Genomic DNA, 20,956 nt, shown 5'->3' with positions numbered 1-20,956 from the left:
CCGCGGTTTGGCTCAAGTCTGGCTCAACCGCAAGCCCATGCCTAGCCCCCCCTAGGAAGGGATGGGGGACTCGGGGCGGCGAGCCAAGCGGCGATAGACATTCCAGGCTCCCGCTGCCAGTAGAATAGCCAGCAGCAGCACCAGCCAATAGCGGTACTGCCACACCAAAAGCTGCCAACTGAAGCGGCCTGGGTAGCGCACCCGGTAGCCTTGGGGGGTGAGATCCCAGCTCTGCACCTGGGTGAGGGCGGGGGCGGCGGCGTAGGCGGTGAGCACATTTCCCTGCAGTTGGTTGGCCAGGCGGGTGCGTGGATCGGCAAGGCCGCGGCTGAGGCGTTCTGCCAAGGCCGGATCAGATCCCCACCAGGATAGCCAGAGGGTAGGCCTGCCTTGGAGCAAAAAGTACTGCAAGAGGCCGAGGTTTTCCTGGGGTTGGGCGGCCAGGGCCACCTGCTGGTTCAAGGGGTTGAGGATCTCGAACTGGGATCCCAGCCGGATGGGGCTGTAAGGGAGCTCCACCTGCTCCGGGGCAGCGACAAGGATCTGCCAGGCGAAGTCGCCTGTCTCCAGTTTGGTCTTTTCCTGGGGCAGAAACTGAAGGGTGGGCAGGAGCGGTTGGGCGGCCAGCCGGCTCAAGGCCCCCACCAGGTAGGCGGCAGCCGGCAGCCGTTGGGGATCCCCCAGCCAAACCCGTCCGGATCCCTGCAGCACCGCCGGGATCTCCTGCAGCTCGCCACTGGGGGCTTGGTAGCCGCTCCAGAGAAAGCCGGAGCTATCCGAGCGCACCTGAACCGTCAGCGGCGTCAGGGATCCCTGGCAATTGCCGGGGCTGGCCCCGTAGTCAAAGCGCAGCTCCAGTTGGTTGAAGCGGCGCAGCAGGCGGGTGGGCAGGGTCACGGTCTCGTTGAGCTGGCTGCGACCGGTGAGGTTGTAGGTGCGCAGCAGAACGCCGTTGAAGAACACATAGCCCGTCAGGCGATCCCCGGCCCGACCATCCACCGGGTTCATGATCACATCCAGTTGGGCCGCCAGATCCCGCGGGCGCCCCCCCAACTGGGCCAAGTTGAAGTTGAAAACCAAAGACTGGCTGCCAAAGCCCCGCAGCAGGGGATCCACGATCCCCAACTCCCGCAAGCTGAGGCGGTTGGCCTTGAGAGCCCGCTTCCAGTCCGCCACCGCCGCCACCCGGATGCCGCGGCTCACCAGCCCCGCCCGCTTCCACTCTTCATAGAGGGCAAGAATGGCCTCGCGGCGGGCGGCCACCCGCAGCCGCGATCCCTCTGGAGTTACTTGATGCTGCAGGTGGGGGGTAAAGTTGGCCGGCTCCAGAATCACTTGAGGCCCCTCCCCTGGACGGTTGCTCCAGAGGATAGGGGTCTGAGGGAAGAGGTGGGCCAGCAGGCTGTACAGGCCCAGCGCTGCTTCCGCCACCTCAGGAGAAGGGTTGGCGGGCACCACCAGCGTGAGCTGGGGGTACATCAGGCGCAGAAAGCCGGCCACTGTGGCATCGGGCACGCGGGGCACCAGCTCAAAAAAACTGTCCCGCCCTACCCTCAGCAGCAGGTTGCCGGTGTTGAGGTCGGCACAGATGTCGTCGCTGATGCTCAAAAACGGCTGCACCGACACCGTGATAAAGCGCTCACCCGGCGGCAGGTTAGGGATGGGCACCCGCACCACCGGCTCCTGGCGCAGATCTTGCACCAGAAAGATCCCCGCCAGCTCGTCGTTAATCAGCACCCGCACGGTAGAAGTGGGTTTGAGCACCGGCGAAGGTTCTAGGCGCAACTGCACAAAGCTGGCTTCCGGGTCGATGCCGTTGATGGGCGCAGGGACGGTGACATCCAGGCGCGGGTTGGATCCCTGCAGCAGCACCGAACGCTCATAGCCCAGCCTCTGGAAAGCAAGGGGCTCCGCCCGCACTGCCTCTGTTGGCACGCAGCAGAGCAAGCCAGCCACCAACAGCCCCCACCCTCGCCTTACCCTAGCCATCTGCTGGATCCCTAGCACCTGCTCTGACGACAGAAAAAGCCTACACTTGCGGCGGGGGCAGTCGCCAAACTTCTAGGAGCATATGGCGCAAGAGTGATGAACTGGCCACAAGAAAACCCCCTTCCTCAGGAACTCTCCTAGGCGCGGGCGTAGTCGTCCTCAAAGCGCACGATGTCGTCCTCCCCCAAGTATTCCCCGTTCTGCACCTCGATAATCACCAAGGGGATGGTGCCGGGGTTTTCCAGACGGTGCTTGGTGCAGGGGGGAATGTAGGTGGACTCGTTGGAGTTGAGCAGCACCACCTCCTCGCCCCGGGTAACGCGCGCCGTGCCCCGAACCACGATCCAGTGCTCGCTGCGGTGGTAGTGCATCTGCAGGCTAAGGCAATGGCCGGGCTTGACCTCGATGCGCTTGATTTTATACATCGGGCCTTCATCCAAGATCCAGAAGGCTCCCCAGGGGCGGGTCTGAGCCTGGGAGGGCAAAAGCTCCAGTGCCGGAATTGCCGCGTTGTCCATGTCCCGCACAGACTGTAGCATTGAGGTCACACCTTGTTCCACTTCAGAGACTCTCACATCCTCACCTGCAGCGCGGTAACTTTTCATCGACCATCTTGCTGAACCCAATACGCCAAAACTCGTAGAAAAAAAGTCTCGAGAAGGGGAATACTAACTCTCCCTTGCATTCCTAATAGTTTTTGCAAAACTTGCTTTTAGGATTAACTAGGGTGTTCCAATGCCCTAGGCCGTCAAGTTTGGCGAAACTCGTTCATGGGGCATGGATGTTCGTAAACCGGCTTAAAGCCATCTTGCGGCTCGCGGCGCCGGTAGGGATCCCCCTGCTGGTCCTAGCTGGCCTCTTGTGGGGGCTAAAGGAAGGCTGGGGCTGGGTGAGCCTGGAGATGCAGTTCCTTAGCTACAAGGGATCCGTAGCCGTCCTGGGGCCGGATCCGCGCCTGCCCATTGTCGGCACCACTTTTCCCCCTTCGCTGGTGCTGGCCACGGCAATTTTGGGGCGCTCGCCGCTGGTGTTGCAGGCCATTTTGGGATCCCTGGTGTTGGACTGGATGGGGCAGCAGTTGCGCCGTTTGCCTGTCGGCCTGGGGTGGCGCTGGCTGTGGGGTCTGTTGCTGCTGCTGCAGCCGGCTTTGCTCCTGATGCTGCTGCGCAGCCCCGTTTGGACGGCCACCTCGCTTTTAGTGGGGGTGAACATGGCCTTGTTGTTCCCTCTGGCGGATGGGAAACGGGCAGCGGAGAAGGACGAGCTGCCCGTTACCCTGCGGCTGCTGCTCATTGGGCTGGCCTTGGGGCCGCTGATGGTGCTGCGCTGGGAGAGCGGCTGGCTGTTGCCCTGGCTGGCAGGACTGCTGCTGGTGGCTTTTCGCCGGGAATCTTGGGGGTTCCGCTGGGCCTCGCTGCTGGTGGTGGGGTTTATCAGCCTGGCCCTGATCCTGAGCTGGCTGTATGTCAACTGGTTGGCGGTGGGGGATCCCTGGGCTTTTACCTACCAGGTGGGCAGCGGCCTGCGCCTGCCGCAGTTGCGGGAAGACCTGCAGCAGGCCGGCGGCTGGCAAGGGCTGGTGGAGCTGGGCAAGTGGCTGGCGGTGCTGGCCCCTGCCTATCTCCTGTTGGGGATGGGATCCCTGCTAGGCCGCTGGGTCGGGGCCTTGATCTGGGGGATGCCGCTGGTGGTTCTGCTGGCTTCCCTGGGCCAGGGGCTGTTTTTGCCGGAGCTGAGCCGCTTTGGTCTCGTCTGGGTGCCGCTGCCGTTGCTGATGGGGGCCTACTTAGTCCGCGGAGCCGGCCCCGGCTGGGCCAAGCGGCTGCTGATTACTGCTCTCTTGGGGCTGAACTGCCTTACCGCTGGCTATGGGCTAAGCCAAGAGCCACGATTTTTGGCGCCCCTGGTAGTTGAGGAGCGGGATCTCTGGGAGCGGCTGGTGGCAGGGGTGGCGCCCCTTAGCCGTGAGTTGGGAGCGGCCCAAGACCTCTACGAAGTGACCTCTGGGGGGCAGACTTTGGAAGCGTGGCGCCAGCAGCGGCAGGCAAAGCGCCAAGTAGGGGAATATCTCCGCCGCCACCTGCTGCCTGGCGAGAAGGTGTTGGTGGACGACGACATCCACTTTGAGGCTATCTTTTGGGCGGGGGATCCCCGCTTGTTCCTTACCCCCCACCAGTACGAGTTTGCCTTGGCCCTGCAACACCCCCAGGAGCGGGTGGACTACTTGCTGGTGGCGGGGCCGGCGGATCCCTTGCGGAGCGCCGATCGCATCCTGCAATTTTGGCCTGAGCTTACCTTTGAGGGGCTGCCGGGCTTTAGGGAGGTCTACAGCTCCCCGCAGGTGCGGCTGTGGGCCCGCCAGGCAGAGCTTGAGGAGGAAACGAGATGATCTGGAAACGGCAATGGCCGCGGCGACAGGTGCTGCAGATGGGCGGAGCGCTGCTGGCTGCCTCTGGAGTTGCCGGCTGTGGTCAGGGCTTCGAGAACGTTACCACTGGAAACCTGAACTTGTCAGAGCTCTTGGCCCGCTGGGAAGTGGGCACTGGCGAGGATCCCGGTCGCTTCCTCTGGGAAATCGAGTCGGATCCGCAGGTGGCGGCGGTGGCGCGGGGCTGGGATCCCCATTTCTTGAGTGGCTGGCTCAACAGCTTTGACCACCGCCAGGGGGATCTCTCCTTCTGGCGTAACTGGCACCAGGCGGGGCTTTTGCGGCAGTGGTTTGAGCGGGGCTACAGCCTGCACATCATCACCTGGGAAGACGACACCACCCGCCCCTGCGGCGACTACCACCTCTCGCCGCAGTTTATCCAGGACGTAGCCGAGCTGGCCGGGTATATTGCTCAAGCCAACCCCCAAGGCCGCCCCACCTACTGGAGCCTGGCCACCGAGTTTTCCTACTGGCGCATCCCCGCCGACGCCTACAACGCCGACACTGCCCCCTACTACCGCGCCCTGATGCGCAACATCTTAAGAGCCCGCCAGGCCATCAAGGAGCGGCTGCCCGAGGCCGAAGTGGCCCTCTGCTGGGGCGGCTGGATTGCCACCTTTGACGATCGCCGCCGCGGGGCAGGGCGCAGCATGGTGGAGCCTTTTGCCGAGACGATGAGCCAAATGGACGGGATCGCCTTCCAGTCGATGCGCCAGCGGCGACCGGGGGAGTTTAACCCGGAGCTCAACGGCCCGGATCCGGGTAACCCCGAGCAGATCCGCCTCTGCTGCCGCCTCTTTGCCCCCATCCACCGCAACCTGATGCTGGCCCACTACGAGCCCTCGATTAAGGACAAGCACCCCAACGGTGGCCGGGCCGACACCGTCCAGGGGGATTTCGCGATCATGAGCCGGCCAGAGTGGCTGCAGGAGGTGTCGCAACTGGGATTGCGGCGCCTGTCCCTGATGCACTACGGCCTCTACAAGGGGGATCCCTATGGGGCGCTGACGGCAGCCCGGCAATTCCGGGCCCGCGTAGGTTTGCCGGCTATTGCCCAGAGGGTGTAGGCGTTGGCTGAATTGACCAGATGTGGGCTCCCCATCTGGATCCTTCCGTCTGCTTGCCATAGTAGGATCAGCACCTGCGTACCCTACCTTGCACGGACCGCTGGTCTTTAGCGGCCGAGATTTTTCTAACCTCAAACGCCCCTCATGCCGCCCATCACCAAGATCCTGATCGCCAACCGAGGCGAGATTGCCCTGCGCATCATCCGCACCTGTCAGGAAATGGGGATCCGCACCGTGGCCGTCTACTCCACTGCGGATCAGAACTCGCTGCATGTCCAACTGGCGGACGAGGCCGTCTGTGTAGGGGATGCCCCGGTGGCCAAAAGCTACCTCAACATTCCCAACATCATCTCGGCAGCCCTTACCCGCGGTGCCAATGCCATTCACCCGGGCTACGGGTTCTTGGCGGAGAATGCCAAGTTTGCCGAGATGTGTGCCGACCACAACTTGATCTTCATCGGCCCCTCGCCAGAGGCGATGCGCAAAATGGCCGACAAAGCCACGGCCCGCGAGACTATGCAAGCGGTGGGCGTGCCGACCGTGCCCGGCAGCCGCGGCTTGATCACCTCTGATGAAGAGGCGGTGAAGCTGGCGGAGAAAATCGGTTACCCCGTGATCATCAAAGCCACTGCCGGCGGCGGGGGGCGGGGCATGCGGGTGGCCAGAGATGCCCAAGAATTGCTGAAGATGATGCGCACCGCCCAGGGGGAAGCCCAGGCGGCCTTTGGCGATGGGGGCATCTACCTGGAGAAGTTTATCGAGCGCCCCCGCCATGTGGAGTTTCAGATCTTGGCCGACAGCCACGGCAATGTGGTGCACCTGTACGAGCGGGATTGCTCAATTCAGCGGCGGCACCAAAAGCTGCTGGAAGAGGCCCCCAGCCCGGCTCTGACCACGAGCTTGCGCGCCCGCATGGGAGCAGCAGCGGTGAAGGCAGCCAAGGCGGTGAACTACGTGGGGGCGGGCACGGTGGAGTTTTTGCTGGATAAAAACGGCCAGTTCTACTTTATCGAGATGAACACCCGCATCCAGGTGGAGCATCCGGTTACCGAGATGGTGACGGGGCTGGATTTGATTGCCGAGCAAATTCGCATCGCCCAAGGTCAACCTCTGACCTTTCGCCAGAAGGATGTGGAACTGCGGGGCCATGCCATCGAGTGCCGCATCAACGCCGAGGATCCCAAGCAGCAGTTTCGCCCTTGCGCGGGCACCATCAGCGCCTATTTGCCCCCTGGGGGGCCGGGGGTGCGCATGGACTCCCACATTTACACCGACTACACCATTCCCCCCTACTACGATTCGCTGCTGGGCAAGCTGATCGTCTGGGGGCCCAACCGGGCGGCAGCTATCCGCCGCATGCAGCGGGCGCTGGGGGAATGTGCCATCACCGGCGTGCCCACCACGATCCCTTTCCACCAGCAGATCCTGCGCCACGAGGCTTTTTTGCGGGGCGAGGTGTACACGGATTTCATCACCCAACACCTGCTGCCCAGCCAGTAGCAATCCAATCAGAAGTCGTTTGGGATCCCGCTTTGAACTGCGGCTTGCCGGAAGTTAAAGTTAAGCGTGAGTTGAGGGTTGCTGGTCTTGCAGATGAGGGATCCCCGGCCCGACTCGGTTCAACAGGCCCATCTCCAGCGTCAGCCGAGCTGCCCTGTGCCCAGCCTCAGCCAGTTGGTGCTGCAATTTTTGCAGGAGCGGGAGCGGGATCTGGCCCCAGCCAGCCGCCGCACCTACCGCATTGCTCTGGAGCAGTTTGCCAAAACTTGCCCGGTGCCGCTGGGACAGGTGCAGCCGTCCCACGTTCAGTCTTTTTTAAACAGCTTGAGGGGGCGTCCGTTGCGCAACCGTTCGGGCCAGTGGATCCATCCGCCTGCCTCTCCCGCTACCTACAACCTGAAGCGGCTGGCGCTGCAACAATTTTTTGAATGGGCCAGCCAGCGAGGCTACTTTCCGGATCCCTTGCCCACCCAGGCCATTCGACCTGCCCGCCTGCCCGCTCGTCTGCCTCGCGACCTGGATCGGCTGTTGTTGCAGCGGGTTCTGCAACGGGCCCAAAGCCATTCTCTGCGCTACGCAGCCTTGATCCGCCTGCTGTTGGAGTGCGGCCTACGGGCGCAGGAGCTGTTGGACTTGACAGTACAGGATTTTCAGATCAGCCCTGAGGGATCCCTGTTGGAGGTGCGCTGTGGCAAGGGAAGTAAACCTCGCGCTGTGGCGGTCGGGGATCCCCTCTCCGAGCTGCTGCAACAATATCTGAGCCAAGAACGGGGCCCGTGCGCGCCGACGGATCCCTTGTTTGTCTCCCAATCCCGTTGCCCGGCCTACCGGGGTCGTCCCCTCACCTACGATGGCCTACGTCATATTGTGCTTAAGCTCACCGAGCCTGAGCCGGGCCACCAAACCCCCCACCAGTTTCGCCACAGCTTTGCCACCCTGCTGCTGGATCGCGGCGTTGCCCCTGAGCATATCCAGCACTTGCTGGGCCACACGACTGCTGCCATGACGATGCGCTACACCCAGCGGGCCAACTTGAGAGCAGCTATTGCCCGTTCCCGCGCGATCTTGGATCAGGGCTTGATTTAGGGATCCCTTGTTGTGCCATGGTCTCTATTGTTGTAGTAGGGAGAGGCTCAGATTGCTAACAGGAAGGGAAACCGGACATCCAGAGGGCAACCCCGGAAAAGAAATCAATCAGGTACACCTGACTAAGGTGCTTGGAATGACCTGAAAACAATCGAGATGGGTTATTTCAAGTTACACGCTGGAGAGGAAGGTAGAGCACATGTTCTCTCTCCTTTCCTATGGGCAACTGCGGGCCAAGGCTGGCCTTCTGCTGCTCCAACCAGATGATCAGATGTCCGTTCTCAGGGTAGTATTCCAGAACATACTTAATGAAGTCATCAATTGTACATGGCTCGCTGAAACCTCCCATCCACTGATGAAAGTGGCTGTGCACTTCGTTGGCTATGGTAATCAGGTTGGAGAGACTCGCTGCAAGCTTTGGATAGTGCGCTTCAGAGTAGAGATGATGAACCGTTAGGCTACTGGCTGCTTTTCGAGTAACTCTACAAAGATTTCTATCCCTTTTTCTTGCAAGATCTTTTGCCTTTTCTATCTGATTTTGTCGATCCTGGATTGCCTTGACGATTACCTGAATCTGAGGTTCAATGCGTTCGCTAACATCTTGACACCAGTCTTTTCTGTGGTTTTGCTTGAGAACCTCTCCCATAATCTTGGCAAGCTCATAGATACCTCGTAAAGAGAGGTAAACAGTGTCATCATTACCAAAACGTGTGTAATGAATGTCTTTGATTAACTTACTTTGCTTCGATGCAAGCTCAAGCGCCTTCTTAAGATAGTCAGTTCGAGTTCCAAAGATCATCACAACATCTCGAAGAGATAACCAAAACTGATCTTGTCTTTTGACCAGAGAGGAGCTGTTCTGAAGGATCCTGTGATCCACGAGAGCTTTCTGCTTCTTGCGATGCTCTTCCTTGAACCAATTCCTAATGCTTGTACCTGTAGAGGATTTGGGATCTTGCTCTGTTCGAGATCTTAAAAAGGATAAAATGGCATAAGCGCCGGACTGCGTGTATTCCCTTAGCCCAGAACTTTTGTTGATAACACGATAGTCTTTACCTTCCACCAGTTCCCACTCATCATCGGGGATCCTGTCAAAGTGAGCTTCAATCTGCCTGAGTTCCTCAAGGCTGATACCCAAGAAATCGGCGAGCTTGTTTGAGGAAACATAGACTATAGCCATTGCTCGAACTTCTCCGTAAGGCTTTTGTAGAAAAGAGTCAATCGCTGGAAAATTTTGTCATCTCCCGTCGGAGAATCGGGATGGTAAATCTTGCTCAGGCGGTAGAAAGCAGCTTTGATGTCTTCATCGGTAGCTCGGTCAGGGTCAAGCCCAAAAACCCGCCAAGGCAAGTCGTACTTGAAGATGTTGATCCCATTGATGCAGCCATACCCCTCTTCCCCCTCTTCGTTGGGAAGGATCCCGATGTGCTGACGATAAATGCGCTCCAAATCGTCTATTTTGGATAAGTTCAGTTTGCCCATACCACTGGTTGCCAGTCTGAAGCTGGCTGATTTTCTCAGCTCGGCTGCGTTTTTAACGCCAAAGTGGTTGTAAATGGCTTTCTGCAGCTCTTTGACAGACAGCCGGGGCGGTGGCTGTAGCTGCCTGACTACAAACCGGGCAAAATTCTCTAGGAGTTCCTTAGAAATGCCATAAGTATCCGAAAGACGCTGGATTTCTGCGGCAATCGCCACCTGCGGGTCGGGCCCAGCTCCTTCTTTTGAGGTTGTCCTGGTTGCTTTCGGTTTTGTGCTGGTGGCTTTTCTGGGCACGGTTTCTCCTCAAGTCAGCAATGCCAAGTGCAAATCTGCACAAAACTCATAGGCTACCTATGAACTTATCTGCCCGATGAAGCAGAGAATCTCAAATTAGCGTAACAATGTTGTCGGTAGCCGTAAAGCCCTGCACCACATAGGATGCACCATGGCGATGCCTAGTTGGATAGCTTGGTGTGGGGAGCGGATCCGCACGGGCGATCCCCTAGGCAAATCGCGCCCACATTCGGTCGTTAGAGCACCCTCCCCCTAGAGCAAGCGTATTTTTCGGATACTTTTCAACCCAAGGTCTGGGGCCGCCTTTGTTTTCCTTCAGCTTTTGGGGATCAGCCGCTTGGGACAGGCGGCGCGGATGTGGGATTCGCTCAGATCGGGCATGAGGGCCAGGGCCCGTTGGGCATCGATTTGCGCTTCGCACACCGCCTCCAGCACCTGCTCGGCCATCAAGGAAAGGGGCATATCGGCGGTTTGCTCAGGATCGGTATCCTCTCTAATTTGTCGCACTCCCACCGGTGGGGGTGGCAACACCGGCGGAGCCGACTGGGGGGGCAAGGTGGTGGAGGTACCCACCTCCAACTGCGCTTCGGCCAGGGCCACACCGTGCCCTGCCACCAACAGGGATCCCAGCAGCAGGGATCCCCCCAACCTACCCATTTCTTTGCTGAGCGGGGCGCGCTTCTTTAGACCTTCTCCAAGGCCACCGCTGCCCAACCTCTTGCCCAGCGCTTCGCCACTCATCTTACCTCTCCAAAACCACCCCTTCGCTCAAGATATCCAACAAACCTTGGATTTGCAGTAGGCTATCGTTGGCTCCCAAACCGTTTGCAGACCCCCCTATGGCTCGTCTATCCCAAGAGCTAGCCCGATTTGCCTGCCTTCCCGCCAACCCAGAGCAGCCTGAGGGATCCCCACCCGTGGCGATCTGCATTGAAGAGATTCTCAAACTGGCGGGCGAGCGCAGCTTTGGCTTGTTTTTGGCAGTGCTGTCTTTTCCCTCGGCTTTGCCTCTGCCGGCCCCTGGCTATTCCACTCCCTTTGGCGTGGTCATCCTACTGCTGGCCCTGCAAATGCTGGCAGGGCGAACCACTCCCTGGTTGCCGCCATGGGTGCTGCAGACATCCATTGAACGGAAGCAATTGCAAAAGTGGGTGCAGGCCGGGATCCCATGGTTGCAGCGCATTGAAAAAGTTGCCTGCCCCCGTTGGCAACGAGTCTGCACCAGCCGCCTGGGCCAGGTCTGGCTGGGCACTTGGATTGGTTTGATGGGCATTTCCATGATCATTCCCGTGCCCGGCACCAACACCCTGCCGGCGATGGGGATCTTCGTCACCGCCTTCGGTCTCCTGGAAGAAGATGGGCTCCTCTGCAGCCTGGGATCCCTGATCTGTGTGGCAGGGGGGCTACTGACCACTTCCATTTTGGTGGGCCTGTGGCTGGGGGGAACGACTCTGTTGGATTGGCTGAGAAGATAGCGCCCTAGCAGCCCCTCTCCCGGAGGGAGAGGGGAGTTGGGGATCGAGACAACGCCCAGCTTCACCGATGGAAAGACAGTGAGAAGTTGTATCGCCTGCGTCTCGTTGCAACAGACACCCCCGCGCCGCTAGCGGGATTGAGGAACTAGCGCCAGATCCTGGGTGAGGCGCAGCTCGATCACCTGGTTGGGATCCAACACAACCACCTGCGGCGCTGTCACGTTGCCGATCACCGCTCCGGCCACCCCTGCCCCCAGCACTTCTTCTGTGGCAATGGCATTATCGCCGGTTACCAAGCCGAGAACGGCGCCTGCTGCCGCACCGATGGCCGCATCTTGGATGATCTTGCCTGTGGTGGTGTAGCGGGGATCCTTGACATCGCGGATTACATCCGATTGAGCGGCCAAGGGGAACAGTTGGTTGTTGACGATGATGCTTTCCGCCACAAAGCCCGTGCCGCCCGGCACCGGCTCAAAGCGGCCATCCACCCGTGAGCCAAAAGGCACCAGGATGTCCCCCTGGCCGTTGCGAATTGGGTTGCAAACGATCAAGGACATAGGGCGAGTTTCGTTGGGGGCGATGAAGAGGCGCTCGTTGAAGGGGGTGGTGGTCTGTATCAGAGTGCCCGCCGCCAGCGTGGAAAGGCGCAGGTCAAAGCCGGGCTGAGGGGTGGAGAGCCAATTGCCTGGGTTCTGGGCCACCAGGGATCCCCGACTGAGCAGGGCCTGGTGGCTAAAAGCAGCCACCTCAGCACGGGTGGCAGGACGGTTGGGCTCCAAGAGCATGGGATCTGGGTAATTCACGATCAGGCCGGCGCGGTTGGCGGCTGCAATTGGCGCCAGGGCCCAGTTGGGAATGGCTGCCGCGTCACGGTAGCGGCTGAACAGCTCGCTCGGCTGGGCCGCGGGGATGGCACTTGTGTTGCCAAGGGCGTTGGTCAGGATCACCAGCGCCTCGGTGCGGGTAACGGGCTGTTCGGGTCGGAAGGTGCCGTCCGGGAAGCCGGCCACCAAGTTGTTGGCTGCCGCCGTGGAGATGGCGCTGGCCGCCCAGTGGTTGGAGGGCACATCCCGAAAGCCGATGAAGGCACCAGAGGTGTTGCGGAGGCGAAAGGCAGTGGTGACGAGGGTGGCAAACTGAGCACGGGTCACCGGCTCGTTGGGACGGAAGGTGCCATCCGGGAAGCCGTTCAACACCCCTTGAGCGGAGAGAGCCTCAATGTAGGTTTGGGCCCAGTGACCAAAAGTGTCGCGAAAAGGGGCGGCCATAGCCGCCTGGCAATGAATGCCCAATACCGCCCCGGATAGGAGTAGGCCGGCTGTGCGTGGGGTCAACAGAGAGGGAAACATCGTGCATTCACCAAGTTGTCGTAGCGCCCATTGCTGGGTCAATAGCTACTCTTATTCTGGCTATTTCCTCAGTGGTGACAATGGCTGAAACCCTCTCTGTATAGCAGTTTGAGCGTTTCCAACCTAAGATTTGCAAGAAAACGCAACCATAGAAGATCGATAAGGAAACTCCCGAATCTATTTCGCGTCAAGCCATTACGCCTAAGCCCGGTCACTCTTGAGGATAATGGCCATTTCGGGAGCAGCCAACAACTACAGCTTTTTCCGGCGTTATCTACTACAGCCAATGTAGATCGATCTCTTGCGTAGGAAGGATCTCGCTTGGCTACAGAACTCCCATGAAGTCGGAAAAAGCTGTAACCAGAAACCGAATTGATCGCAAATTAATCGGATCCCAACCGGCAGGCCACCTGGGAAGGAAGCTGGGCCAAAGGGATCCCTTCGAGGATCTCGGCTGCAAAAGCATAGGTGAGGAGTTGCCTGGCCTGGGCCTGGGGAATGCCGCGGCTTTGCAAATAGAAGATTTCTTCGGCCTCCAGTTGGCTGACGGTGGCCCCGTGGGCACATTTGACGTTGTCGGCAAAGATCTCCAACTGCGGCTGCGTATCCACCCGCGCCTTGGGGCTCAACAGCAGATTGCGGTTGGTCTGGGCGGCGTCTGTCAGTTGAGCTGCTTGGCTCACCAAAATGCGCCCGCTGAAGACCGCACGGGCCGCCTCGTCCACGATGCACTTGTGCAATTGGCGGCTGCTGCCGTGGGGCGCTTGATGCACCAGGCGGGAGTGGGTGTCGCTGTGCTGGGATCCCTTCAGCAGGGTCAGTCCCTGCAGGTGGGTGTGGGCCTGGGGTTCTACCTGGACAAGCTCCAGGTTGTGGCGGGAAAATTGGGATCCCCACTGGATGGCCTGCAGCCGGTAGTGGCTGTGGCGGCCCTGGCGCACAGCAGTTTGGTTGATGTGAAAAGCCTGGGATCCCTGCCGCTGCAAGATCACATGGTGTAGACGGGATCCTTCGGCCAGGGCAATCTCGGCGACGGCGTTGCCAAAGGGGATCCCGGCCCCCCAGGAGAGGTGATCTTCAATCAGGGTGAGGGAGCTGTGGGCCTGCAAAGCCACCAGACAGCGGGGCTGGGCCAGAACGGCTTCTCTCTCTGGGGCCACCGTCACCCAGAGCAGGTGCAAGGGCGGCAAAACCTCCTGCTGGGGCGGCAGCTCAATCTGGATCCCATCGCCTAGATGGGCGGTGTTGAGGGCGCTGAAGACATCGAGCTTGACGATGGTTTGCAACCATCCAGGAGCCGACTGGCTTAGGGGAGCAATTCGCAGGGCCGAGGGCAGGCCGCTCAAGTCAGAAAGGTGGGGAGCAAAGTAGCCGTTGACGAACACCGCATAGCTGTGACGGCTCTCCGGCCACAGCCAGGGATCCAGCACGGCCTTCTCTAGCGTTGCCTGTCCAGGGCCGGCCAGGCGAAAGGTGTGGGCCACCAGCGGCGAGAGGTCGCTGTATTTCCAGTCTTCTTCGCGGGGGGTGGGGATCCCCAGTTCCGCCAGTTGGGCGCGGGCCTGCTGTCTCAGGGTGGTATGGGGATCTTCCACCTCTGGGATTTGGCGGAGGATGTGCTCCAGAAAGGGACGGCCAAAACCGCTGGCGTCGCTTTCTCGAACCGAGGACTTGGGCACCGCAGCGCTCATCCCACCTCCTCCTTGAGCCAGTCGTAGCCCCGCTCTTCCAGCTCCAGCGCCAAAGTCTTATCGCCGCTGAGGACGATGCGCCCCCCTTCCATCACATGCACATAGTCGGGGGTTACATACTCCAGCAGGCGCTGGTAGTGGGTAATGAGGAGCATGGCCTTCTCAGGGCTGGCCAGTTGGTTAATGCCCTGGGCAACGACGCGCAGCGCGTCGATATCCAGGCCAGAATCCGTCTCGTCTAAGATAGCCAGCGTCGGCTCCAGCACCGCCATCTGCAGGATCTCGTTGCGCTTTTTCTCGCCGCCGGAAAACCCTTCGTTGACGGAGCGCTCCAAAAAAGCGGGATCCATCTTGACAATGCTCAGTTTTTCCCGCACCAAGTCGTCAAAATCGAGGGGATCCATTTCCGGCTGATCCCGATATTTCTGCCGGGCGTTGTAGGCGGCGCGCAAGAAATCCAAGTTGCTCACCCCCGGAATCTCGATGGGGTATTGAAAGGCCAAGAAGATCCCGGCCCAGGCCCGCTCCTCCGGCTCCATTGCCAAGAGATCCTTGCCCAAATAGAGGATCTCACCTCCTGTTACCCGGTAGTCGGGGTGGCCGGCCAAGATCTTGGAGAAGGTGCTTTTCCCGGAGCCATTGGGCCCCATGATGGCGTGGATCTCGCCGGCCCGGATTTCCAGGTTCACCCCTTTGAGGATAGGGGTACCGTCGATCTCAGCCGTGAGATCGCGGACAGATAAAATGACAGGGCTGTTTTCCCGGATCATGTCAGCAGTTCGTCTTGGGTCGAAGTATTGGCGGACAGACCTACCCCTTCAGCGCCGCCCCCAAGGTGGAGCTGCGCCAGGCTGCTCGGCAATTGGCAACGAGCATAGCCGCTCGCCAGGGATCTAGCCAACGGATCCCTCTAGCTTCAGGCTCAGCAGCCGATCCGCCTCGACGGCAAACTCCATCGGCAATTGGTTGAACACCTCTCGGCAGAAGCCGCTGATGATCATGGAGACGGCGTCTTCTACAGAAATGCCGCGCGACTGGAAGTAGAACAGTTGCTCTTCTCCGATTTTGGAAGTGGAAGCTTCGTGCTCTACTTTGGCAGTGTTGTTTTGCACTTCAATGTAGGGGAAGGTGTTGGCGCTGCACTGATCCCCAATCAACATGGAATCACACTGGGAAAAGTTGCGGGCGCCTTCTGCCTTGGGCCCAATTTTCACCAGGCCGCGATAGCTGTTTTTGGAATGCCCCGCCGAGATGCCTTTGGAGATAATTCTGCTGCGGGTGTTGCGGCCTATGTGGATCATCTTGGTGCCGGTATCGGCCTGCTGGTAGTGGTTGGTCAGGGCCACTGAGTAGAACTCGCCCACCGAGTTTTCCCCCACCAGCACGCAGCTCGGATATTTCCAGGTGATGGCCGAGCCGGTCTCCACCTGCGTCCAGGAGATCTTGGAGTTGGCCCCCTGACAGAGGCCGCGTTTGGTCACGAAGTTGTAGATGCCGCCCTTGCCGTTTTCGTCGCCGGCATACCAGTTCTGCACCGTCGAGTACTTGATCTCGGCATTGTCCAGGGCAATCAGCTCCACCACCGCCGCGTGCAGTTGGTTGGTGTCGAACATGGGGGCCGTGCAGCCTTCCAGGTAGCTGACGTAGGATCCCTCGTCAGCAATGATCAGGGTGCGCTCAAACTGGCCCGACTCGCCGTTGTTAATGCGGAAATAGGTGGACAGCTCCATCGGGCAGCGCACCCCTTTGGGCACATAGACAAAGGAGCCATCGCTAAACACTGCCGAGTTCAGCGCCGCGTAGTAGTTGTCGGCAATGGGTACCACCGTGCCCAGGTACTTGCGCACCAAGTCTGGGTACTCCCGCAGCGCCTCCGACATGGAGCAGAAAATGATCCCTTCCTTGGCCAGCTTTTCCCGGAAGGTGGTGGCCACCGAGACGCTGTCGAAAATGGCGTCCACCGCCACATTGGCCAGCCGCTTCTGCTCCGACAGAGGGATCCCCAGCTTCTCAAAGGTTTCCAGCAGCACGGGATCCACTTCGTCGAGGCTCTTTTTCTTCTCCTTTACCTTGGGAGCGGAGTAGTAAACGATGTTCTGGTAGTCGATGGGCGGGTAGGTCACATTCGGCCAGGTGGGCTCGCTCATCTTCAGCCACTGGCGGTAGGCCCGCAGCCGGAACTCCAGCATAAAGTCCGGCTCCCCCTTCTTGGCCCAGATTTGCCGAATGATGTCCTCATTTAAGCCTTTGCCGATGGACTCAGAGGCGATGTCGGTAACAAAGCCGTACTTGTAGGGCTGGCTAATTAGGGTGCGGACGCTCGTAGACATGGATGGCTCTCGGTTAGGGACAGGGGCAAAACAGATGGCCAATTAAAACAACATGGTTGTTGCTTAACTAATCCTCAGGTTACTTTAGCAATGATCCCCTTGTCAAAGTAGCGGTGCTGGCAGCGGCAGCCGAGTAAACCCAGTCTAACCAGGAGGGCGAGGGTGGAGAGCGCGCGCAAGATCACCGATCCGTTCACGCAACCCGTTTCCAGCAAGCAGGCTATCTTGATCTACCTACGCAAGACGGGGCAGGCCACCGCCCAGACTCTGGCAGAGCACTTGGGCATTTCTCCCCAGGCCATTCGCCGCCACCTCAAGGATCTGGAGGCAGAGGGGCTGATCCACCATGTCGCTCAAGCTAGCGGTTTGGGCCGCCCCCAGCACCTCTATCAGCTCAGCCCCCAAGGAGAAGCGCAATTCCCCACCGGCTACGACGAGTTTGCCCTCGGTCTGCTCAATACGCTGGCTGAAACCCTGGGATCCGAACAGATGGGATCCCTGCTCCAGCAGCAGTGGCAGCGCAAAGCCCAGGAGTACCAAGCCCAGATGGGCTCCGGATCCCTGGCCGAGCGGCTGGAGCGCCTGGTGCAGTTGCGCCAGGCAGAGGGCTACATGGCGGAGTACTACCCCTATCCCAACCACCTGGCTGCCCCGATTGCAGCAGAAGGCTCTGAGCAGTATGTCGAGCAATATGTCTTGGTGGAGCACCACTGCGCCATCGCCCAGATTGCCCAGCGTTTTCCCAGCGTCTGCGGCCACGAGCTGGAGATGTTTGCCGCCGCCCTGCCCGATTGTCGGGTGGAGCGCCTCACCTGGCAGGTGAACGGAGAACACCAGTGCGGCTACTGGATTGCCAAGACGGGATCCCCCCCTAGACCCAGCCACGAGTAGCAGTTCGTCCTTTGCTGGGCCTACCTCAGGTGACAGCTTCGGAAGACGGGCAAGAGCAGCTATGGATGCATAAAAGTATAGCTATATGGTAGTATAAGCATGAACCAATCTGGATTTTTCCCATGTCAGAGCTGGAGAAGCCGCGCCAAGGGGTGGGGCAGGTTACCGCTTACTTTATCAACAACGCCCAGCTTACTTCCTTGATTATTGTGGGCCTGGCCATCTTTGGTCTGCTGGCAGCGACCTTGACCCCCAAGGAAGAAAACCCGCAAATTGTCGTCCCGGCAGCGGATGTAGTTTTGCGGTATCCGGGGGCCAGTGCCGAGGTCGTGGAGAAGACGCTGATCACCCCTGTGGAAGCGAAGCTACGGGAGCTGACAGGGATCGACCACATCTACTCGGTGGCCCAGGCCTCTGGCGGCTTGATCACGGTGCAGTATGAGGTGGGGGAAAACTGGGAAGACAGCCTGTTCAAGCTGCAAAACCATCTATTTAGCCACCCGGAGCTATTCCCCCCTGGCGCCAGCTATCAGGTGCAGCCGGTCATCATTGACGATGTTCCCATCGTTACCCTGACCTTGACAGGGGCCGACTACACCGACAATCAGCTACGGCGGGTGGGAGAGCGGCTGCTGGAGGATCTGCGCAGCCTTCCCAACACGGCCCACCTGACGCTGGTGGGGGGGCATCCCCGCACCATCCGGGTGGATTTGGATCCGGAGCGGCTGGCCAGCTATGGTCTTTCCCCGACCCAGGTGGCCCAACAGATTGCCGCCGAAAACTTGCAACTGCCGGCGGGAGAAGTGGAGGTGGGATCCCAGCAGATCCGCCTGGAGGGAGGGCAGCGGCTGGCTTCCGCTGAGGACGTGGCCGCCATTCAGGTCAAGCCAGAGGTCTATCTCAGAGATGTAGCCAGCGTGCGGGATGAGTTTGCCGAGCGCACCTCCCTGACCCGCATCCACTTCCGCAGCGACGAGCCCATCACAGAGCCCTATCCGGATCCGCGCCGCCGCTCGACGGGAGAGTGGATCACCCAGCCGGCGGTCACCATCGGCATTGCTAAGAAGCCGGGAACCAACGCGGTCACCGTAGCCAAGGCCATTTTTCGGCGGCTGGAAGAGTTGCGGCCGCAGTTGCCTCCCGGGATCCAGGTTGCCATCACCCGCAACGACGGGCGGACGGCCTCAAAAGCGGTTGGGAACCTCTACAACAGCCTCTTCCAGGCCATCGGCATTGTGGTGGGCCTGTTGTTGATCTTCCTGGGCTGGCGGGAGGCGGCCATTGTGGCTTTTGTAATCCCGTTAACTTTGGCCGGCACGCTGGGCGTGGGCTGGGTTGCCGGCCAAACGATTAACCGCATCACCCTCTTTGCCCTGATCCTGGCCCTGGGCACCTTGGTGGACGACGCCATCGCCGTTACGGAGAATATCCACCGTCGCTTTGAGCTGCGCCCCGGCATGAACTTTCGCGAGAAGGTGGAGGAGGCGATTGCCGCGGTGGAGGAATTGGGTGTGCCGGTTATTCTCTCCACCATCACGGTCATTTTGGCCTTCCTGCCCATGCGCTTTGTCACGGGGATGATGGGGCCCTACATGGGGCCGATCCCTTTTAATGTGCCGGTGGCGATGATCATCAGCACAACGCTGGCCCTGACGGTTACCCCCTTTCTGGCGGCCCGCTGGATTCGCCTCAAGCCCTCCACCGAGGCCTCTCCACCCCAGCTTGCTCTGGAAGAAACGCGCCTGTATCGGCTCTACCGCCGCCTGATGCAGCCGCTGCTGGAGTCGGCCTTCCGGCGGCGTCTGCTGATTGGGGTGGTCACTGGCCTGTTCTTGGCCAGCTTTCTCCTACCCCTGACCCAGGTGGTAAAGTTTCGCATGCTGCCCAAGGCGGACAAGGACACCTTCCTAGTGCAGTTGGATATGCCGCGGGGGACGGAGCTGGCCGCTACCGACGCTGTAGCCCGCGAGCTGGAGGAGGTGCTCAAGCAGGATGCCGAGGTGTTTAGCTTTGAAACCTACGTCGGTACGGGGGCGCCGGTGGACTTCAACGGCCTGCTGCGGGGATCCTACCGCCGCGAGGGCGAGGATGTGGCCGACATCCGCGTCCACCTCAGCCAGCCGGAAGCCCGTCGGATCGACTCGGAAGGGATCGTGCTGCGCCTACGGCCTGCTATGCAAGAGGTGGCGGAGCGGCACAACGCCATCGTCAAGCTGGTGGAAGATCCACCTGGGCCGCCCGTGCGGTCTACCCTGCTGGCAGAAATCTATGGCCCCGACTACGCCCAACTGCGGCAGTTGGCCAAGCAGGTGCGCCAGGTGTTTGGCGAGACGGAGGGCGTGGTGGACATCGACGACTCGGTGAAAAACCCCATTCCCCAGTTGACCCTGAAGGTGGATCCGGAGCGGGCCAACCGCGTCGGCCTGACCACGGCGGAGGTCTCCCAGACCTTGAGCTTGGCCCTGCGGGGATCCACCGTCAGCATCCTGCAACTGCCCGGGGAGCTGACACCCGTGGGGATCCATGTCCGCCTCGAGCCGTCGGCCCGGCAAAGCCTGGAGGATCTCAACCGCATTCAACTGCCGACGCCGACGGGATCCCTGGTTCCCCTGTCGGAGCTGGTGGAGTGGGTGCCCACGGTGGCCGACGAGCCCATCTTCCATAAAGACCAGCGGCCCGTGGCCTACGTGATGGGCGAGATGGCCCGCCGCTCCTCGGTCTATGCAGTCTTGGATCAAATCGCCTACTTCTGGCGGCATCCCCTGCCCAAGGGCTTTTGGATCCAGTGGGATGGGGAATGGAAGCTGACCCTGGACGTGTTCCGGGATCTGGGCCTCGCGATGTTGGTAGCCATTTTGTTGATTTACCTCATCCTGGTGGGCCAGTTCCGCAGCTTCAAGGTTCCGCTGATCATCTTGGGCAGCATTCCCCTGGCCCTCATCGGCATCCTGGTGGGCTTTAGCCTCAACGGAGTGTACTTCAGCGCCACGGCCATGATTGGGGTGATCGCCTTGGCGGGGATCGTGGTGCGCAACGCCATCGTCTTGCTGGAGTTTATCGCCGATCAGCGGGCCCAGGGGGTCAGCCTGGAAAAAGCCATTGTGGCAGCCGGGGCCGTTCGCTTTCGTCCGATTTTGCTGACCAGCATCACCACCATGTTGGGCACGGTGCCCATCTTGTCCGACCCGGTGTGGTCGGGCTTGGCCTGGACGCTGTTGACGGGGATGTTGACCTCTTCCGCCTTGACCTTGGTGGTCATTCCCATCTGGTTCTACGGGGAGCAAATCCGCCTTGCCAAAAAGCTGGCTCTGGAGCAAGCTGCTGCTCAGCCATCCCACCCGTAGAGAAACTTTTTGACATCCACCCTTCGAGAAGGA

16 protein-coding genes are annotated in these 20,956 nt (G+C 60.2%); 7 read left to right on the top strand and 9 right to left on the bottom strand.

Going from position 1 to position 20,956, the window contains the following annotated elements; genetic code table 11:
• Positions 1-51: 51 nt before the first annotated feature.
• Together NW826_RS04910 and NW826_RS04905 are read right to left on the bottom strand one after the other, a co-directional pair.
• Complete coding sequence (locus tag NW826_RS04910) at positions 52-1,989, bottom strand: cellulose biosynthesis cyclic di-GMP-binding regulatory protein BcsB (RefSeq protein ID WP_414509583.1); 1,938 nt, start codon at positions 1,987-1,989, stop codon at positions 52-54.
• Positions 1,990-2,126: 137 nt separating this feature from the next.
• Entirely contained in the window at positions 2,127-2,507 is a 381-nt protein-coding gene (locus NW826_RS04905) for a cupin domain-containing protein (protein WP_414509635.1), read from the bottom strand.
• A gap of 263 nt (positions 2,508-2,770) precedes the next feature.
• Between NW826_RS04905 and NW826_RS04900 the strand changes: the two genes are divergently transcribed.
• From NW826_RS04900 to NW826_RS04885, 4 genes are all read left to right on the top strand, one after another.
• Positions 2,771-4,378, top strand: coding sequence for a hypothetical protein (locus NW826_RS04900; RefSeq protein ID WP_414509582.1), 1,608 nt, complete (start codon positions 2,771-2,773; stop codon positions 4,376-4,378).
• Entirely contained in the window at positions 4,375-5,484 is a 1,110-nt protein-coding gene (locus tag NW826_RS04895; RefSeq protein WP_414509581.1) for a hypothetical protein, read from the top strand. Before NW826_RS04900 ends, NW826_RS04895 begins: the two co-directional genes overlap by 4 nt.
• Before the next feature lie 144 nt (positions 5,485-5,628).
• On the top strand, positions 5,629-6,984 hold the full coding sequence (gene accC, locus NW826_RS04890) for an acetyl-CoA carboxylase biotin carboxylase subunit (protein ID WP_414333908.1): 1,356 nt from the start codon (positions 5,629-5,631) through the stop codon (positions 6,982-6,984).
• A gap of 93 nt (positions 6,985-7,077) precedes the next feature.
• Positions 7,078-8,070 carry a tyrosine-type recombinase/integrase gene (locus tag NW826_RS04885; protein WP_414333909.1) on the top strand — a complete coding sequence of 331 codons (993 nt, stop codon included), beginning with the start codon at positions 7,078-7,080 and terminating at the stop codon, positions 8,068-8,070.
• A gap of 166 nt (positions 8,071-8,236) precedes the next feature.
• Here the strand turns inward: NW826_RS04885 and NW826_RS04880 are convergent, their stop codons facing one another.
• The 3 genes from NW826_RS04880 to NW826_RS04870 form a co-directional block, all read right to left on the bottom strand.
• Entirely contained in the window at positions 8,237-9,250 is a 1,014-nt protein-coding gene (locus NW826_RS04880) for a hypothetical protein (protein ID WP_414509580.1), read from the bottom strand.
• Complete coding sequence (locus tag NW826_RS04875) at positions 9,241-9,843, bottom strand: DnaJ domain-containing protein (protein WP_414333913.1); 603 nt, start codon at positions 9,841-9,843, stop codon at positions 9,241-9,243. The genes NW826_RS04880 and NW826_RS04875 overlap by 10 nt, the downstream gene beginning before the upstream one ends.
• A 315-nt stretch (positions 9,844-10,158) precedes the next feature.
• Positions 10,159-10,584: a hypothetical protein gene (locus NW826_RS04870; RefSeq protein ID WP_414366887.1), complete on the bottom strand. Its 426-nt coding sequence runs from the start codon at positions 10,582-10,584 to the stop codon at positions 10,159-10,161.
• Between the two features lie 98 nt (positions 10,585-10,682).
• On the opposite strand from NW826_RS04870, the gene NW826_RS04865 reads away from it, so the two are divergent.
• On the top strand, positions 10,683-11,318 hold the full coding sequence (locus NW826_RS04865) for an exopolysaccharide biosynthesis protein (protein WP_414338292.1): 636 nt from the start codon (positions 10,683-10,685) through the stop codon (positions 11,316-11,318).
• Positions 11,319-11,446: 128 nt separating this feature from the next.
• Here NW826_RS04865 and NW826_RS04860 read toward each other — a convergent pair whose 3' ends face one another.
• The 4 genes from NW826_RS04860 to sufB all read right to left on the bottom strand — a co-directional run bounded on the left by NW826_RS04860 (position 11,447) and on the right by sufB (position 16,688).
• A complete protein-coding gene (locus tag NW826_RS04860) occupies positions 11,447-12,667 on the bottom strand; it encodes an S-layer homology domain-containing protein (RefSeq protein WP_414509579.1) in 1,221 nt (406 codons plus the stop codon).
• A 383-nt stretch (positions 12,668-13,050) separates the two neighbouring features.
• A complete protein-coding gene (gene sufD / locus NW826_RS04855) occupies positions 13,051-14,358 on the bottom strand; it encodes a Fe-S cluster assembly protein SufD (protein WP_414509578.1) in 1,308 nt (435 codons plus the stop codon).
• Positions 14,355-15,128 (bottom strand): Fe-S cluster assembly ATPase SufC, encoded by a 774-nt coding sequence (sufC, locus tag NW826_RS04850; RefSeq protein ID WP_414333920.1) that lies wholly within the window; start codon positions 15,126-15,128, stop codon positions 14,355-14,357. The genes sufD and sufC overlap by 4 nt, the downstream gene beginning before the upstream one ends.
• A gap of 123 nt (positions 15,129-15,251) precedes the next feature.
• Positions 15,252-16,688: a Fe-S cluster assembly protein SufB gene (sufB, locus tag NW826_RS04845; RefSeq protein ID WP_414372335.1), complete on the bottom strand. Its 1,437-nt coding sequence runs from the start codon at positions 16,686-16,688 to the stop codon at positions 15,252-15,254.
• A 162-nt stretch (positions 16,689-16,850) separates the two neighbouring features.
• On the opposite strand from sufB, the gene sufR reads away from it, so the two are divergent.
• Both sufR and NW826_RS04835 read left to right on the top strand, forming a co-directional pair.
• Positions 16,851-17,579, top strand: coding sequence for an iron-sulfur cluster biosynthesis transcriptional regulator SufR (gene sufR / locus NW826_RS04840; RefSeq protein WP_414509577.1), 729 nt, complete (start codon positions 16,851-16,853; stop codon positions 17,577-17,579).
• Between the two features lie 122 nt (positions 17,580-17,701).
• Entirely contained in the window at positions 17,702-20,923 is a 3,222-nt protein-coding gene (locus tag NW826_RS04835) for an efflux RND transporter permease subunit (RefSeq protein WP_414509576.1), read from the top strand.
• Positions 20,924-20,956: the final 33 nt, after the last annotated feature.

This window comes from Synechococcus sp. OH20 (assembly GCF_047502685.1).
Classification (GTDB): Bacteria; Cyanobacteriota; Cyanobacteriia; order Thermostichales; family Thermostichaceae; genus Thermostichus.
This window is presented reverse-complemented; position numbering and strand designations above follow the sequence as displayed.